The sequence below is a fragment of the Acidocella sp. KAb 2-4 genome (genome assembly GCF_020567705.1).
Lineage (GTDB): Bacteria > Pseudomonadota > Alphaproteobacteria > Acetobacterales > Acetobacteraceae > Acidocella.
The window spans coordinates 244,892-259,559 of the sequence record NZ_JAJDJU010000002.1 but is presented as its reverse complement, the minus strand read 5'-3'; the positions used below and the strand labels follow the sequence as shown (position 1 = coordinate 259,559).

Below are 14,668 nucleotides of genomic sequence, written 5' to 3'. Positions count from 1 at the left end.
GGCTTATCCGAACGTGCGGAGCAGGTTCTCGATGAACGCGATCAGCTTGGTCTCGATCTCCGGCTTGATCTGGAGATCGGTCTCGATCGCCTTCACGATCTCGGGCGCGTTCACCTTGATCGAGGTCAGCAGCGCCTCCTCGAACCGGCCGACATCGGCCACGGCGATGCCGTCGAGGTAACCGCGCGTGCCGGCGAACACCGACACCACCTGCTCAACCGTGGAGAGCGGCTTGAACTGCGGCTGCTTCAGCAGCTCGGTCAGGCGCGCGCCGCGGGCCAGCAGCTTCTGCGTGGCGGGGTCGAGATCGGAGGAGAACTGCGCGAAGGCCGCCATTTCGCGGTACTGCGCGAGGTCCAGCTTGATCTTGCCGGCCACCTGCTTCATCGCCTTTACCTGCGCGGCGGAGCCGACGCGCGACACCGACAGGCCGACATTGATGGCCGGGCGGATGCCCTTGAAGAACAGCTCGGTCTCCAGGAAGATCTGACCGTCGGTGATGGAGATCACGTTGGTCGGAATATAGGCGGAGACGTCGCCGGCCTGGGTCTCGATCACCGGCAGGGCGGTCAGCGAACCGGCGCCCTTGTCGTCGGACATCTTGGCCGCGCGCTCCAGCAGGCGCGAATGCAGGTAGAACACGTCGCCGGGATAGGCCTCGCGGCCCGGCGGGCGGCGCAGCAGCAGCGACATCTGGCGGTAGGCGACGGCCTGCTTGGACAGGTCGTCAAACGCGATGAGGGCGTGCATGGCGTTGTCGCGGAAGAACTCGCCCATGGCGGTGCCGGTATACGGCGCCAGGTACTGCATCGGCGCCGGGTCCGAGGCGGTGGCGGCGACGACGATGGAGTATTCCATCACGCCGTATTCCTCCAGCGTGCGCACGAGCTGCGCCACGGTGGAGCGCTTCTGCCCAACCGCGACATAGATGCAGTAGAGCTTCTTGCTCTCGTCGCCCTGCGCGTTAACCGCCTTCTGGTTAATGATGCTGTCAACGATTAGCGCGGTCTTGCCGGTCTGACGGTCGCCGATGATCAGCTCGCGCTGGCCCCGGCCGATCGGCACCAGCACGTCGATCGCCTTGATGCCCGTGGACATCGGCTCATGCACCGATTTACGGGGAATGATGCCCGGCGCCTTGGTCTCGACCAGGCGACGCTCGGTGGCCACGATCGGGCCCTTGCCGTCGATCGGGTTGCCCAGCGCGTCCACCACGCGGCCCAGCAGGCCCTTGCCCACCGGCACGTCGACGATCTCGCCGGTCCGGGTAACGGTGTCGCCCTCACGGATCCCCTTGTCGTCGCCGAAGATCACCACGCCGACATTGTCGGCCTCGAGGTTCAGCGCCATGCCCTTGATGCCGGCGCCGGGGAAGTTGACCAGCTCGCCGGCCTGAACGTTGCTGAGGCCGAAGACGCGGGCAATGCCGTCACCCACGGAGAGGACCTGGCCGGTCTCGGCCACGTTGGCTTCGGTGTCGAAATCCGCGATCTGACGCTTCAGGATCTCGGAGATTTCGGCTGGGCGGATCTCCATGTCAGGCAGCTCCCTTGAGAGAATAGTTGAGCCGGTTAAGGCGTGACTTCAGGCTGGTATCGAAAAGTTTGGTGCCGACCTTGAGCACCATGCCGCCGAGCAGGCTCGGGTCGGTGCGCTCAACGAGGCGGACAGTGCCATACCCGGCCTCGGCCAGGCGGGCGCGCAGCTGGGTGCGCTGCAGATCGGTGAGGTCGTGCGCGGTGGTGACATCGGCCACCACCTCGCCGCGCTTGGCCGCGACATAGGCGGCGAAACCGGCGATCAGGGCCGGCAGATCGCGCAGGCGCCGATTCGCCACCGCGATATTCACGAAATTGCGCACCAGCGGGCCGAAGCCCTGGGCGGTCAGCGCCTCATCCAGCGCCGGGCGAATCTTGGCGGCGTCGGTCAGCGGGTTGGCCAGAAGCTGCTTGAGCGGCGCGCTCTCGGCGATCAACCGGCCCAGCGCCTCCATCTGCTCAACCACTTCGTTCAGGGCATTCCGCTCGAAAGCCAGTGCATACAGAGCCGCCGCATAGCGCGCGGTCAGCCCGGTCTCGCCAGTGCCTGTGATCTCGGCCAATATTTTTGTCCCGCCTAGTTGCCGTGGTCTTAAAATCAAGCCCTCACCAGGGCTGGCGGGGCAGTAACATAGCGTTTCGCGTGCAGCAAGGCCGCAAGCGATTTACTCTTGCTTATGCTCAGCTTTGGGGCATCTCGGCCGTTTCGTCCGCGGCCATGCGGCTGCGCGCCGCCACGGGGCCGGTCTCGTTATATGCATAGCAGCTATTGATCAGGCTGCGGGTGAGTTCCGGCTCACGGCCCAGATGGTGCGCCGGGCTGGGGCGGTCGGTGGGTTTGTGCAGACCGTGACGGGTCTGGAACGCCGCCGTCGCCAGCGGTTGCAGCAATTCGCGCAAATGCGTGCAGCCCTCCACCCCGCGCACGCGCGCCATCGCCTGAGCCATGAAACCCTTGCCGACGACCAGCCCGACCAGACGGCTGAAATTCGGCGCCACCGCCGGGCAGATGCTGTAGGGGGTGGCGTCCATCGACGCCTCGCAAGCAACGATCTCCATCTCCGGCGTCAGCGTCATGCGCATCCACATATCGTGCACCGGCTCGCCGGCATGGATGCCATCGCGATCCGTATTGCCGGTGCTGTACGTCTTGACGTCGGTCATATGCGCCTCAACCTCCATCAGTCCATCCTCGCGCTCATAGCCGTTCAGGCGGATCTCGCGTGTATGCAGCAGGCGGCGGGGGGTGGAGCGGCTGAGCGGCATGGTCGGTCTGCGGCCTTTCAATAAGAGAGACGGGTTCCGCGGCGGCGGAGCTTGTTCTATTCCCGCAGCGCGGCAAAAACGCAAATGCGGCAGATGGGGGATAGATGAGCGCCAGCAGCAGCGCAGGCCCGGAGCGGCGCGACTACAGCCACGGCGAAAGGCTGCGCGTGATCACCGGCATCCTCACTTGTATATTACTGGTGGCGCTCGACCAATCGGTGGTGCTGCCCGCCATCCCGCAGATCGCGGCCGGGCTGCATGGGATGGCGCATCTCTCCTGGGTGGTCTCGGCCTATCTCCTCACCACCACCGCGACCACGCCGATCTATGGCAAGCTCTCCGACCAGCTTGGCCGGCGCGCCGTGCTGGCCCCGGCGCTGCTGGTGTTCCTGGCCGCCTGCGTGGTCTGCGCCATGGCCGACTCGGTGCTCATGCTCACGCTGGGGCGGGCGCTGCAAGGGCTGGGCGGCGGCGCGCTGGCGGCGGTGAGCCAGGCGGCGGTGGCCGATGTGGTGCCGCCGCGCGAACGCGGGCGCTATCAGGGCTGGTTCGCCAGCACCTGGGCCTTCGCCTCCATCGCCGGGCCGGTGGTTGGCGGGTTTGTCACCACGCATCTCTCCTGGCGCTGGATCTTCTGGGGCAATCTGCCGCTCGGGGCGCTGGCCCTGGGCCTGAGCACGCGGGCGCTGCGCGGCCTGCCGGTGGCGGGGGCGCGCGGGCGCATCGACTATGCCGGGGCGCTGCTGCTGATGTCCGCCATTGCCGCGCTGGTGCTGGGGCTGAGCGAGGGCGGCGTCGATTTCCCCTGGCTCTCCTGGCCCGAGGCGGGCATCGCCACCGCCGCCCTGCTCGGCTTCGCCGTGCTCGCCGGGCAGCAGCGCATGGCAGCGGCGCCGCTGCTCCCCGGCCCGCTGCTCGCCAGCGTCAGCCGGGTTTCGGTGGTCGGCGGGCTGGTCGCGGCAGCGATGTTCGCGGCCATCTTCCTGCTGCCGTTGCAACTGCAATGGGTTTATGGCGAGAGCGCCGCCACCGCCGGGCTGCATCTTGTGCCGATGCTATTCGCTTCCACCATTGGCGCCTTCGCGGCGGGGCAGGTCACGCGGCGCACCGGGCTAATCCGGCCTGTGCTTGCCGCCGCGCTGCTGCTGGCCATGGCCGGGTTCGTGCCAATGGGCCTCGCCCCGCACTCAGCGTACCCCGCTTATCCGGTGGCGCTGTCGGCCCTCGCCACGCTGGGGCTGGGCGCGCTGATGCCAACCACGCTGGTGACCGTGCAGAGCCTCGCCGGAAGCGGCGAGGTCGGGGCGGCGACCGGCATTCTGCTGGTGGCGCGGGCCATGGGCGGCGCGCTCGGCGCCACGCTCGCCGGCGCGGCGCTCACCCTGGGCGGAGCCGGCGGCGGGGGCGGGTTCCGCTGGGGCTATCTGGGCGCGGCGCTTTGTTTGGGACTGGCCCTGGCGCTGGTCGCGCGCATGCCGGAGATCAGCTTGCGGGCCAGCGTCGGCACCGGCAAGCCGACATAAAAAACCGGCCAGGAGGCGCCCTGGCCGGCGCTTGTGGCGCGGATGGCGCCGGGTTTATTCCGCCGGGGCTTGCCGCACAGCCGCCGGGGCGCTCAACAGGTAATAAAACACCGCCGCCGCGACGAAGGAGACGATGAAGGTGGCATCGCCGATCTGCGGGAATTTCGCCGCCACCGGGCCGACATACAGCGCCTGGTTATAAAACGGCCAGGAAACGGCGATCGCGGCCACCCAGGCCACGAAGGCGGCGCTCACCGGCAGGCGCGAGACGCGGTTGGTGAGGTGGCAGAGCAGGGTGATGGCGATCCACGGCATCGTCCAATAGCCGAGCACCAGCAGGAAGTTCTCGTAATTGGTGATGAAATTGGCCGCCGCCAGCACGGCGATCACGGTGCCGATGCCGCCGGTGATCAGCGCCGCGATATGCTGCTTGAGCTTCACCCCCACCGCCAGGGCCGAGAGCGTGGCGGAATAGATGTTGAGGATGTTGGCGCTGATGGTGCCGAGCACCACGGCGATGAGGAACGGCACCTTGAACCATTCCGGCATCCAGGATGTGAACAGGTCGGACGGCTTGGTGAACGAGACCGCCGCGCCGAGCAGCGCGCCCAGCGCCTCGATCCACACGGTGGAGATCACCGCGCCGAGGAAGGCGTAGGAGAACACCGTCTTCTTCACCTGGGCGGCGCCGGTGTCGATGCGCAGATAGCGGGTATAGTCGGAGGAATAGGGGATCCAGCCGACCATGTAGCCCACCATGATCGACACGGTGAGGATGAAGGCGCCGGAGAACCCGCCCACCGCGGCCTCGGCCTTCACATTCGCGGGCACCGACAGGCCCAGATGCTGCACCGCCACCACGGTGAGCGCCAGGAAGGCCAAGGTGAGCACGTAAACGAGGTATTTCTCGGCGGTCTGGATCAGGTCGTGCCCGAAGAAGGCGATGGTCACCTGCACCAGCGAGAGGATGACCACGCCGAGGATCAGGCTGCCGCCGAAGAAATATTGCAGCGCATAGGCCCCGGCGATGGTGTTGACCGCGAACCAGGAGAAGCCGCCGAAGAAATTGAGCAGCGAGGGCAGCTTATTGCCGATCGGGCCGAACCAGTTGGCGCCCTGGATCATCTGCGGGCGGCCGTAATCCACCCCGAAGGTGCTGAAAAAGGCCAGCACCAGCCCGCCCAGCACGTTGGCGATGAGGATGGCCAGCAGCGCCGAGGCGAAGGACAGGCCCAGCCAGCCCGTGGCCAGGGCGCCGGTGGTCAGCGTCGCGAATTCGATATTCGCCGCCATCCACAGGCCGAAGACCGCCTTCGGACTGCCGCGGCGCTCCTTCAGGGAGACCTCGTCAATGCCCTTTTCCTCGATGATGCCATAAAGCTCGGGGGTTACCTCAGCGGTCATGCTTCGCTCCGTCAGGCGCCTGGCCAAATAAAGTTGCCCCACGCAAGCGCCGGCGAACCACCGGCACCGTTACGTGATGTAACCAAGCACCTGCCGATTTATGAACCGATCGTCAAGCAAATCCCGGCCTTGCGGCTATTGGTGCAGGGCATTCTCGATCGGCGAAGCGACGGGAAAGCCGCTCGGCCCGCCCGCACCAGGCAAAACGCGGTGCAGCAGCAGCAGGATGCAGAGCAGCAGCAGCACCCAGCCGGACGCGCCACCCAGCAGCCGTATGGCCAGAACCATCGCGACCACCATCAACAGCAGCAGGAAGATGAGTTGCAGGGAGGAACTCTGCACCCCGGCGGCCTGCATCAGGGTGGTGAAGCCGTTATCGATGACGCCGATCCCCGACATCACCACCTGGACGATGTAAAAGATCCCCGAACCGAAATCGTTGATCAGATTTTGCATGAGCCCCTCGCCTGACCGGCTTAGCACATGCCGGGGCGGGACGCAGCATCATTCCAGACGTTCAACATTCCGCAACGCGGGAAAATACTGTAGCCAGAGCAGCGCCACCGCCACCGTGCCGGCCCCGCCCAGCACCACCGCCGGCACCGTGCCGAGCAGCGCCGCGGTGGCCCCGCTCTCAAACTCGCCCAGCAGGTTGGAGGCGTTGATGAACAGGTAATTCACGGCGCCGACGCGCCCGCGCATCTCGTCGGGCGTGCGCAGCTGCACCAGCGAGAGGCGGATGACGACGCTGACCATATCCGCCGCGCCCATCAGGAACAGCGCCGCCAGGGTGAGCGGCAGGCTGCGCGACAGGCCGAACACCACAGTACCCAGCCCATACAGGATCACGGCCTGGAACATGCGCATGCCGACCCGGCGCGAGAGCGGGCGATGCGTCATCCAGGCGCTGACCAGCAGCGCCCCCACCGCCGGAGCGCCGCGCAGAATACCCAGCCCCCAAGGTCCGGTGTGCAGGATGTCGCGCGCGTAAACCGGCAGCAGCGCCGTCGCCCCGCCCAGGAGGACGGCGAACAGGTCGAGCGAGATGATGCCCAGAATCACCGGATCGCGCCGCACGAAGCCGACCCCGGCGAACAGCGCCTTCAGCGTCGGCGGCTCCTTGGGCGCCACCTTGCGGTCCACGGCCAGCCCCGCCGCCAGCAGCGAGGCGGCGAGCCAGGCCAGCGCCATCACCGCATAGGGCGCGGCGGGGGAGAGCGCATAGATAAAGCCGCCCAGCGCCGGGCCGAGGATGGTGGCCGCCTGGAAGACCCCCGAAGACAGCGCCGTGCCCTTTTGCAGCATCCCCTCGGGCACCACCGCGGGCAGCAGCGCGCTCACCGCCGGGCTCTCGAAAGACCGCGCCGCCCCCAGCACCACCACGGCGGCGAAGATCTCGGCCACGGTGAGCCAGCCCGCCAAGCTGCCCCAGGCCAGGATGAGCGCCACCAAGCCTTCGGCGCCCTGGCAGAGCTGGGCGACACGGCGGCGATCGAACCGGTCGGCGGCGTGGCCGGCGAAAAAGGTCAGCCCCGCCGAAGGAATGAATTGCACCAGCCCGATCAGGCCCAGCGCCAGCACGCTATGGGTGAAGGCGTAAACCTGCCAGCCAATGGCGACCGCGCCGATCTGATAGGCGAAGCTGGAGCAGCCGCGCGCGAGGAACAACAGCAGGAACGGGCGATGGCCGAACAGCGCGCGGGTGCCGGCCGATGCGGCAGGGATGTTGCCTGAGTCCATGCCCGTTTGTAGCATCCGCGCCGGGGCGCACCAGTGCCATACCCTGTTGGCGCTTGCATGCGCGCGGCTTTGGCCCTACTGCACCCTGCAATTTTCTTCAGTTTGGAGTTTTGGTCATGTCCTACAGGGTTGCGGTTGTCGGTGCCACCGGTGCGGTTGGGCGCGAAATCCTCAAAACCCTCGCCCAGCGCAACTTCCCGGTGTCGGAAGTCGCCGCCCTCGCCTCCGGCCGCTCGGCCGGGCAGGAAGTCTCCTTCGGCGAGGACAAGGTGCTGAAGGTGCAGAACCTGGAGACCTTCGACTTCACCGGCTGGGATATCGGCCTGTTCTCGCCCGGCGCCTCGGTTTCGGCGGTGCATGCTCCGCGCGCGGGCGCGCAAGGCTGCGTGGTCATCGACAACACCTCCCAGTTCCGCATGGACCCGGATGTGCCGCTGGTGGTGCCCGAGGTGAACCCGCACGACTTGGCCAAGTTCGCCAAGAAGAACATCATCGCCAACCCGAATTGCTCGACCATCCAGATGGTGGTTGCGCTGAAGCCGCTGCACGAGGCCTACAAGATCAAGCGCGTGGTGGTGAGCACCTATCAGTCCGTCTCCGGCGCCGGCAAGGAGGGCATGGACGAGCTGTACAACAACACCAAGGTGCAGTTCGTGAACGAGAAGGGTAAGGCCGAAGTGTTCCAGAAGGACATCGCCTTCAACTGCATCCCGCAGATCGACGTGTTCATGGATGACGGCGCCACCAAGGAAGAGTGGAAGATGACCGTCGAGACCAAGAAGATCCTCGACCCGAACGTACCGGTCATCGCCACCTGCGTGCGCGTGCCGGTGTTCATCGGCCATTCCGAGGCGGTGTATGTGGAGTTTGAGAAGCCGGTGAACGTGGCCGAGGCCCGCAAACTGCTGGAGAAGGCGCCGGGCGTGGTGGTCGAGGACCAGCGCGTGCCGGGCGGCTACGCCACCCCGGCCGAGTGCAAGGGCGAGGACGCGGTGTTCGTCTCGCGCCTCCGCAAGGACCCGACCGTGGAACACGGCCTCGCCTTCTGGTGCGTGTCGGACAATCTGCGCAAGGGCGCGGCGCTGAACGCGGTGCAGATCGCCGAGGCGCTGGTTAAGCAGGGCCTGCTGAAGAAGTAAGCCGGCGGAAAAACCGGCAGATGTTATCGCGGGCGTGGGGGCTTTTCAGCAAAAGCCCCCACATCTGATTCTGGCCCTGGGTTTCGCCGCACACGGCCCATGACAGCCACCCCCATTATCGCGTAAAGCTCCCGCATGACCGGCACACCTCTCGACCTGATCCGTAATTTCTCCATCATCGCGCATATCGACCACGGCAAATCGACCCTCGCCGACCGGCTGATCCAGCATTGCGGCGGGCTCACCGCGCGCGAGATGACGGAGCAGGTGCTCGACAACATGGACATCGAGAAGGAGCGCGGCATCACCATCAAGGCGCAGACCGTGCGCCTGAGCTACCCGGCCAAGGACGGCAAGACCTATGTGCTGAACTTGATGGACACGCCCGGCCATGTCGACTTCGCCTATGAGGTCAGCCGCTCCCTCGCCGCCTGCGAGGGCTCGCTGCTGGTGGTCGATGCCTCCCAGGGCGTGGAGGCGCAGACGCTGGCCAATGTGTATCAGGCGATCGACGCCAATCACGAGATCGTGCCGGTGCTCAACAAGATCGACCTGCCCGCCGCCGATGTGCCGCGCGTGAAGCAGCAGATCGAGGACGTGATCGGCATCGACGCCTCGGACGCGGTGGAGATCTCGGCCAAGACCGGCCTCAATATCGAGGGCGTGCTGGAAGCCCTGGTCACCCGCCTGCCCCCGCCCAAGGGCGACGCCAATGCCGAGCTCCAGGCCCTGCTGGTGGATAGCTGGTACGACCAATATCTTGGCGTGGTGATTCTGGTGCGCGTGAAAAACGGCGTGCTGAAGAAGGGCCAGAAGATCCGCATGATGTCCACCGGGGCGGTGCATCCGGTGGAGCAGATCGGCGTGTTCACCCCGCGCATGCGCCCGGTGGAGGAGCTGGGGCCGGGCGAGATGGGCTACATCACCGCCGCCATTAAAACCGTGGCCGACTGCAACGTGGGCGACACCATCACCGATGACCGCCGCCCCGCGCCCGCGGCGCTGCCGGGCTTCAAACCCTCGGTGCCGGTGGTGTGGTGCGGGCTGTTCCCCGTGGATGCCGATGATTTCGAGAAGCTGCGCGACAGCCTGGCCAAGCTGCGCCTGAACGACGCCTCCTTCCACTACGAGGCGGAAACCTCGGCCGCGCTTGGTTTCGGCTTCCGCTGCGGCTTCCTCGGCCTGCTGCATCTGGAGATCATCCAGGAGCGCCTGTCGCGCGAGTTCGACCTCGACCTGATCGCCACCGCGCCCTCCGTGGTCTATCATATTTATAAGACGAACGGCGAGATGGAGGAGCTGCACAACCCGGCCGACATGCCGGATGGCTCGATCATCGACCATATCGAGGAGCCCTGGATCAAGGCCACGATCATGGTGCCCGATGATTATCTCGGCTCCATCCTCACTTTGTGCTCGGAGCGGCGCGGCCAGCAGATGGACCTCACCTATGTCGGCAACCGCGCCATGGCCGTGTATCGCCTGCCGCTGAACGAGGTGGTGTTCGATTTCTACGACCGCCTGAAATCGGTGAGCCGCGGCTATGCCAGCTTCGACTACCAGATGGATTGCTATGCCGAGGCCGACCTGGTGAAGATCTCCATCCTGGTGAACCAGGAGCCGGTGGACGCGCTCTCCTTCATCGCCCACCGCTCGCAGGCGGAAACGCGCGGACGCGCCATCTGCGGCAAGCTCAAGGATCTGATCCCCAAGCAATTGTTCAAGATCGCCATCCAGGCGGCGATCGGCGGGCGCGTGATCGCGCGCGAGACCATCTCCGCCCTCTCCAAGGACGTGACCGCCAAATGCTATGGCGGCGACATCAGCCGCAAGCGCAAGCTGCTGGAGAAGCAGAAAGAGGGCAAGAAGCGCATGCGCCAGTTTGGCAAGGTGGAGATCCCGCAGAGCGCCTTCCTCGCCGCGCTGAAGATGGATGCGTAAGACCGGCAAGTAGGGCTTGGCAGCGGCGCCGTCTTTCGCTAGAGACTGCCCCCACGCCGGATGGAGAGATGGCCGAGCGGCTTAAGGCGCACGCTTGGAAAGCGTGTGTACGTTAATAGCGTACCCAGGGTTCGAATCCCTGTCTCTCCGCCACCTCCGACACTGTTCCTGGATGCTTGGCACTGTGACTCGCGACTCACTTTTATTGCCCGGCAAACTCCGCTCCAATAATTAGACAAACACTACGCTCAGTGTGCATTTCTGTACATTCCGGCGCGGAAATTTATTACTTTCCAGTAACTTAATGTTTATTCCGCCGCAATTCATCTTCTCAAAAAGATGCAGACCGGTTAGCGTCCCGCATAACGGGCGAGCCGCCAGAGGTCTATTCCAAGGCAGGCGCGCAAACCCTCCAATTTCGGGCATATGGCGGGCCTGGCGGGGTATCTGTTGAGAGACCAAGCCAGCCTGCCAGAACGGCCCGGCAACACAGGGATGTCGGGTTTTGAAAGGCGAAATACAGCTTCTCTATGTCGGCCTTGGGGTCATTGGTCTTGCGCTCCTGCTGCTGCTGGCGGATCTCGCCCGCCGGGCGCGCCAGCGCCGGCGCGACGAGAGGCCGATCGACACCTCAATTTTCTCGCAGCGCACCAGCGGCGAGGAACTGCATTTCGTCTCCCCCGCCCCTGACGCCGCGGAGCCCGCCGCGCTGAATCTGGAGCCGGCGAGTGAGCCGAGCTTTGGCCGGGCGCGGCACGCTGATCCCGTTTATCTGCCGCCCGCCCCCGCGGCGGAGAGTGGAATCCTCAACTATCTGAACCTCGCCCCGGAGCCGCTCACGCCGGAGGAGGGCGAGGCTGAACCGCTCACGCTGCACCCCGCCCCGCCGGCGCCGGAACCCGAGCCGGCACCGGTTGAGATTGTCCCCGCGTCCGACACCTTGCCAGAACCGGCACCCCCGCCCGCCGCGGCAGCGGCTGAGCCCGAACCCCCGGCGCCAGCGCCCGAACCCATCATAACGGCAGCGCCCGAGCCGCCCCCTGCGCCCCAGGCCGCGGCGCCGATCGTCTCCTGCGCCGGGTTCGGCGTCGGCTTCGGCGACAAGGTGATCCTCGACAATGTCTCGCTAGAGATCCCGGCCCAGGGCATCACCGTGTTGATGGGCCCGGTTGGCACCGGCAAATCCACGCTGCTGCGCGCCCTGGCCGCGATCTACACGCAAAACGCCCTGTTCAAGAGCTGGGGCGAGGCCCGCTTCAAGGGCGAGCCGGTGAGCGCGGCGCATCATCCGCTCTTGGTGGCGCAGCGCATCCAGCTCACCCAGCGCTCGGCGCTGGACAGCCTGCTGTTCCATGTCCGAGACCGCATGGAGGGCGTTTCCGACGCCGAACAGCGCGACTGGGCCTGCCAATGGCTGCGCCAAGCCGGGACGGCGTGGCTGATCGACAAGCTCGACCTGCCATTCATGGAGCTGGATACGCTGACGCAGCGTGTCGTCACCATCCTGCGCGAGGCGGCGGCGGAATCGGCGCTGCTGATGATCGACGAGCCGACCGCGGGGCTGGACGACGCGGGCGCCGAAACCGTGCTCGATCTGTTGCAGACGCTGGGCGCGCATGGCGCGCTGCTGGTGGTGCTGCACAACCAGAAACAGGCGCGGCGGATCGCCGGCAACATCATCCTGCTGGCGGGCGGGCGGGTGCAAGCACAGGCGCCGACCGAGGCGTTCTTCACCGGCAACGCCAACCAAGTGGTGGCGCAATTCGTGGCCACGGGCAGCGTCGCCCTGCCCGCGCCCGGCGCCCCGGCCGAGACCCTGGCCGAGCATGTCGAGCCGCCGCCGCCCCTCTCAGCCGAGGCGATGGCGGCGATCAAATCCGAGATCCGCGCCGCCCTGGCGCCCGAGGATGACGCCGAGGCCGCCAGCGCGCCCGCGCCGGAGCCGGTCTCCGCCCCGCTCAAAGCCCCCGCCCCGGCCTATCAGGAGCCCGAGCGGGTGGCGGTGACGCGCTACCCCGGCGCCTCCTCCGGCCCGCGCGGCTTTGTCTGGATCGAGGAGGGCCGCTTGGCCGCGACCCCGATGCCCGGCGTCTCGGCCGATGTCGATTACGATCTCGACCTGCTCAAGAATGTCGGCGTGACCACGCTGATCACCCTGACCGAGAAGGACTTCCCGCAGGACGCCCTGACCCGGCACGGGCTCAACAACGTGCACCTGCCGATCGCCGACCGCAAAGCCCCGACCCCGGCGGAGATGGATTTGCTGGTGACGCACATGCGCGAGCTGCTCGACGCCGGTAAGGTTCTGGCCGTGCATTGCCTGGCCGGGCTCGGCCGCACCGGCACCATCCTGGCGGCTTATCTGGTCAAGGAGAAAGGCCTCTCGGCGCAGATGGCGCTGAACCAGATCCGCCGCTTCAACCGCCAGTTCGTGCAATCCGACGACCAGGAGGATTTCCTCATGGAGTATGAGGTGCAGCAGGAACAGGCTTTGCTGCGCGACCGCGCCGCCGACGCGCCCAACCCGACATAATCAAAAACAAACGATACCTGGGGACAATCCGCCGAGGGACCGGGAGCGGCCACCGCCACCCGATCTTTCATTTTGGCTTTTCCACGGAGTACACCCTACATGAATACCACTTCCGATCTCGATGCCGCCGTCGCCAAGGCCATCGCGACGATCCCTGAATGCATGGCCGCCGGCTATGTCGATGTCGGCTCGGGCTTTCTGCTCAGCATCAAGACCGTGGACTCGCATCCGCGCGAGGTGATCGATCTGGTTGCCGCCGCCACGGCCGATTTGTTCCAGGGGCCAAATGTCGCCACCGTCGAGACATTGTGGAAGCGCGCCCGCGGCGTCGACACCGCGCGCCACTACTTCCAGGAATATATCGTCAACTCCGACAACGCGATCCATGTCTTCATGCGAGGCAAGAAGTACCAGGATTACGTGGGCGTGTTCGTCTGCCGCAACACCGCCAATATCGGCATGGTGCTCGCCAAGTCGCGCATGGCCATGCCGCTGATCGAAAGCGCCGTCTAAGCCACGCCGCGCCCAGTCAGTTCAGGTCCAGCGCCTGGACTGACTGGTTCCGCATGGACAGATCGGTGATCCGGTAGGCATTCGCGCCGATCCAGCAGATATTCAGCCTGTCCTGCGGCAGCCATAGCGCGGTCCGCCAGCCCTGTCCCGGATAGAGCTTGTACCAATGCCCGGTCTGGGTTTGCAGATACCGGCCATTGGCCTGGATCAGCCTGTCGGCGCGGCAAACCGGCTGCGGCTGCGCCGCCGCTGCCATCGGGGCCAGCAGCACCGCCAATATCAACAAGGCCCGTTTCATGCGTCCTCCTCCAAATCCAGAAACCGCAGAAAATCCGCCACGCCGCGCGTCGCCGGGGCGGCGATTACATGGTCGAACACCGCCGCCCCGGTGGGGTTGGGGTTGATCTCGATCAGCGTGCATCCGCGCCCGTTATGCCGCGCCTCGGCCGCGAACCCCGCCGCCGGGTAAACGAGGCCCGACGTGCCGATGGCGCAAAAGATATCGGCGACATCCAGCGCCGCCGCAATATCATCCATGTGGTAGGGGATCTCGCCGAACCATACGATATCGGGCCGCATCCCCCCCTCCTCGCCACAGGCGGGGCAGGCGAGATGCGCTCCCGCCTCATCCTCGTGCCGGTGGGTATGGCCGCAGGCCGCGCAGCGTAGGCGGCGCAATTCACCATGCATGTGCAGCAGCCGCGCGCTGCCCGCGCGCTCGTGCAGATCGTCGACATTTTGCGTGACCAGCAGGAAATCACCGCGCCCGGCCCAGGCGCGCTCCAGCGCCGCCAGCGCGAAATGCGCCGCATTGGGCGCCACTTGGTGCAGCTGAGCGCGACGGGCATTGTAGAACCGGTGCACAAGGTCCGGGTCGGCCTCGAAGCCTTCGGGCGTGGCGACATCCTCCAGCCGGTGATTCTCCCACAGCCCGCCAGCATCGCGGAAGGTGGAGATCCCTGATTCGGCGGAGATGCCCGCCCCCGTCAACACCACGAGATTGCGCCGGATCATGCGTCCTCCTTGGCCTGTGCCCGGCTCTGGTCTGGCGCCAGGCTTTATGTCAAGAAC

Annotated in this window: 13 protein-coding genes and 1 tRNA gene; 6 read left to right on the top strand and 8 right to left on the bottom strand. The window is 66.1% G+C overall.

What is annotated here, in order from left to right; genetic code table 11:
• Positions 1-3: 3 nt before the first annotated feature.
• The 3 genes from atpA to LI953_RS02870 all read right to left on the bottom strand — a co-directional run bounded on the left by atpA (position 4) and on the right by LI953_RS02870 (position 2,804).
• Positions 4-1,536 (bottom strand): F0F1 ATP synthase subunit alpha, encoded by a 1,533-nt coding sequence (atpA, locus tag LI953_RS02880; protein WP_227074514.1) that lies wholly within the window; start codon positions 1,534-1,536, stop codon positions 4-6.
• Position 1,537: 1 nt separating this feature from the next.
• On the bottom strand, positions 1,538-2,104 hold the full coding sequence (atpH, locus tag LI953_RS02875) for an ATP synthase F1 subunit delta (protein WP_370635749.1): 567 nt from the start codon (positions 2,102-2,104) through the stop codon (positions 1,538-1,540).
• A 115-nt stretch (positions 2,105-2,219) separates the two neighbouring features.
• Positions 2,220-2,804 carry a DUF2889 domain-containing protein gene (locus LI953_RS02870; RefSeq protein ID WP_227074512.1) on the bottom strand — a complete coding sequence of 195 codons (585 nt, stop codon included), beginning with the start codon at positions 2,802-2,804 and terminating at the stop codon, positions 2,220-2,222.
• 104 nt (positions 2,805-2,908) lie between these two features.
• On the opposite strand from LI953_RS02870, the gene LI953_RS02865 reads away from it, so the two are divergent.
• Positions 2,909-4,327 (top strand): MFS transporter, encoded by a 1,419-nt coding sequence (locus LI953_RS02865; protein WP_227074511.1) that lies wholly within the window; start codon positions 2,909-2,911, stop codon positions 4,325-4,327.
• 54 nt (positions 4,328-4,381) lie between these two features.
• On the opposite strand, the gene LI953_RS02860 is transcribed toward LI953_RS02865, so the two are convergent.
• The 3 genes from LI953_RS02860 to LI953_RS02850 all read right to left on the bottom strand — a co-directional run bounded on the left by LI953_RS02860 (position 4,382) and on the right by LI953_RS02850 (position 7,471).
• Positions 4,382-5,731, bottom strand: a complete 1,350-nt coding sequence (locus LI953_RS02860; protein ID WP_227074510.1) for a cytosine permease — start codon at positions 5,729-5,731, stop codon at positions 4,382-4,384.
• 135 nt (positions 5,732-5,866) lie between these two features.
• Positions 5,867-6,187, bottom strand: a complete 321-nt coding sequence (locus LI953_RS02855) for a hypothetical protein (RefSeq protein WP_227074509.1) — start codon at positions 6,185-6,187, stop codon at positions 5,867-5,869.
• 48 nt (positions 6,188-6,235) lie between these two features.
• Positions 6,236-7,471: an MFS transporter gene (locus tag LI953_RS02850; RefSeq protein WP_227074508.1), complete on the bottom strand. Its 1,236-nt coding sequence runs from the start codon at positions 7,469-7,471 to the stop codon at positions 6,236-6,238.
• 116 nt (positions 7,472-7,587) lie between these two features.
• Between LI953_RS02850 and LI953_RS02845 the strand changes: the two genes are divergently transcribed.
• From LI953_RS02845 to LI953_RS02825, 5 genes are all read left to right on the top strand, one after another.
• Complete coding sequence (locus LI953_RS02845) at positions 7,588-8,610, top strand: aspartate-semialdehyde dehydrogenase (protein WP_227074507.1); 1,023 nt, start codon at positions 7,588-7,590, stop codon at positions 8,608-8,610.
• Between the two features lie 135 nt (positions 8,611-8,745).
• Positions 8,746-10,551, top strand: coding sequence for a translation elongation factor 4 (lepA, locus tag LI953_RS02840; protein WP_227074506.1), 1,806 nt, complete (start codon positions 8,746-8,748; stop codon positions 10,549-10,551).
• Between the two features lie 62 nt (positions 10,552-10,613).
• Positions 10,614-10,704: transfer RNA gene (locus LI953_RS02835), tRNA-Ser, on the top strand.
• 352 nt (positions 10,705-11,056) lie between these two features.
• Positions 11,057-13,084, top strand: coding sequence for a dual specificity protein phosphatase family protein (locus LI953_RS02830; RefSeq protein WP_227074505.1), 2,028 nt, complete (start codon positions 11,057-11,059; stop codon positions 13,082-13,084).
• Between the two features lie 99 nt (positions 13,085-13,183).
• Entirely contained in the window at positions 13,184-13,597 is a 414-nt protein-coding gene (locus tag LI953_RS02825) for a hypothetical protein (protein WP_227074504.1), read from the top strand.
• 16 nt (positions 13,598-13,613) lie between these two features.
• Here LI953_RS02825 and LI953_RS02820 read toward each other — a convergent pair whose 3' ends face one another.
• Complete coding sequence (locus LI953_RS02820) at positions 13,614-13,895, bottom strand: hypothetical protein (protein WP_227074503.1); 282 nt, start codon at positions 13,893-13,895, stop codon at positions 13,614-13,616.
• Positions 13,892-14,611 carry an NAD-dependent deacylase gene (locus tag LI953_RS02815; RefSeq protein ID WP_227074502.1) on the bottom strand — a complete coding sequence of 240 codons (720 nt, stop codon included), beginning with the start codon at positions 14,609-14,611 and terminating at the stop codon, positions 13,892-13,894. Before LI953_RS02815 ends, LI953_RS02820 begins: the two co-directional genes overlap by 4 nt.
• Positions 14,612-14,668 lie beyond the last annotated feature (57 nt).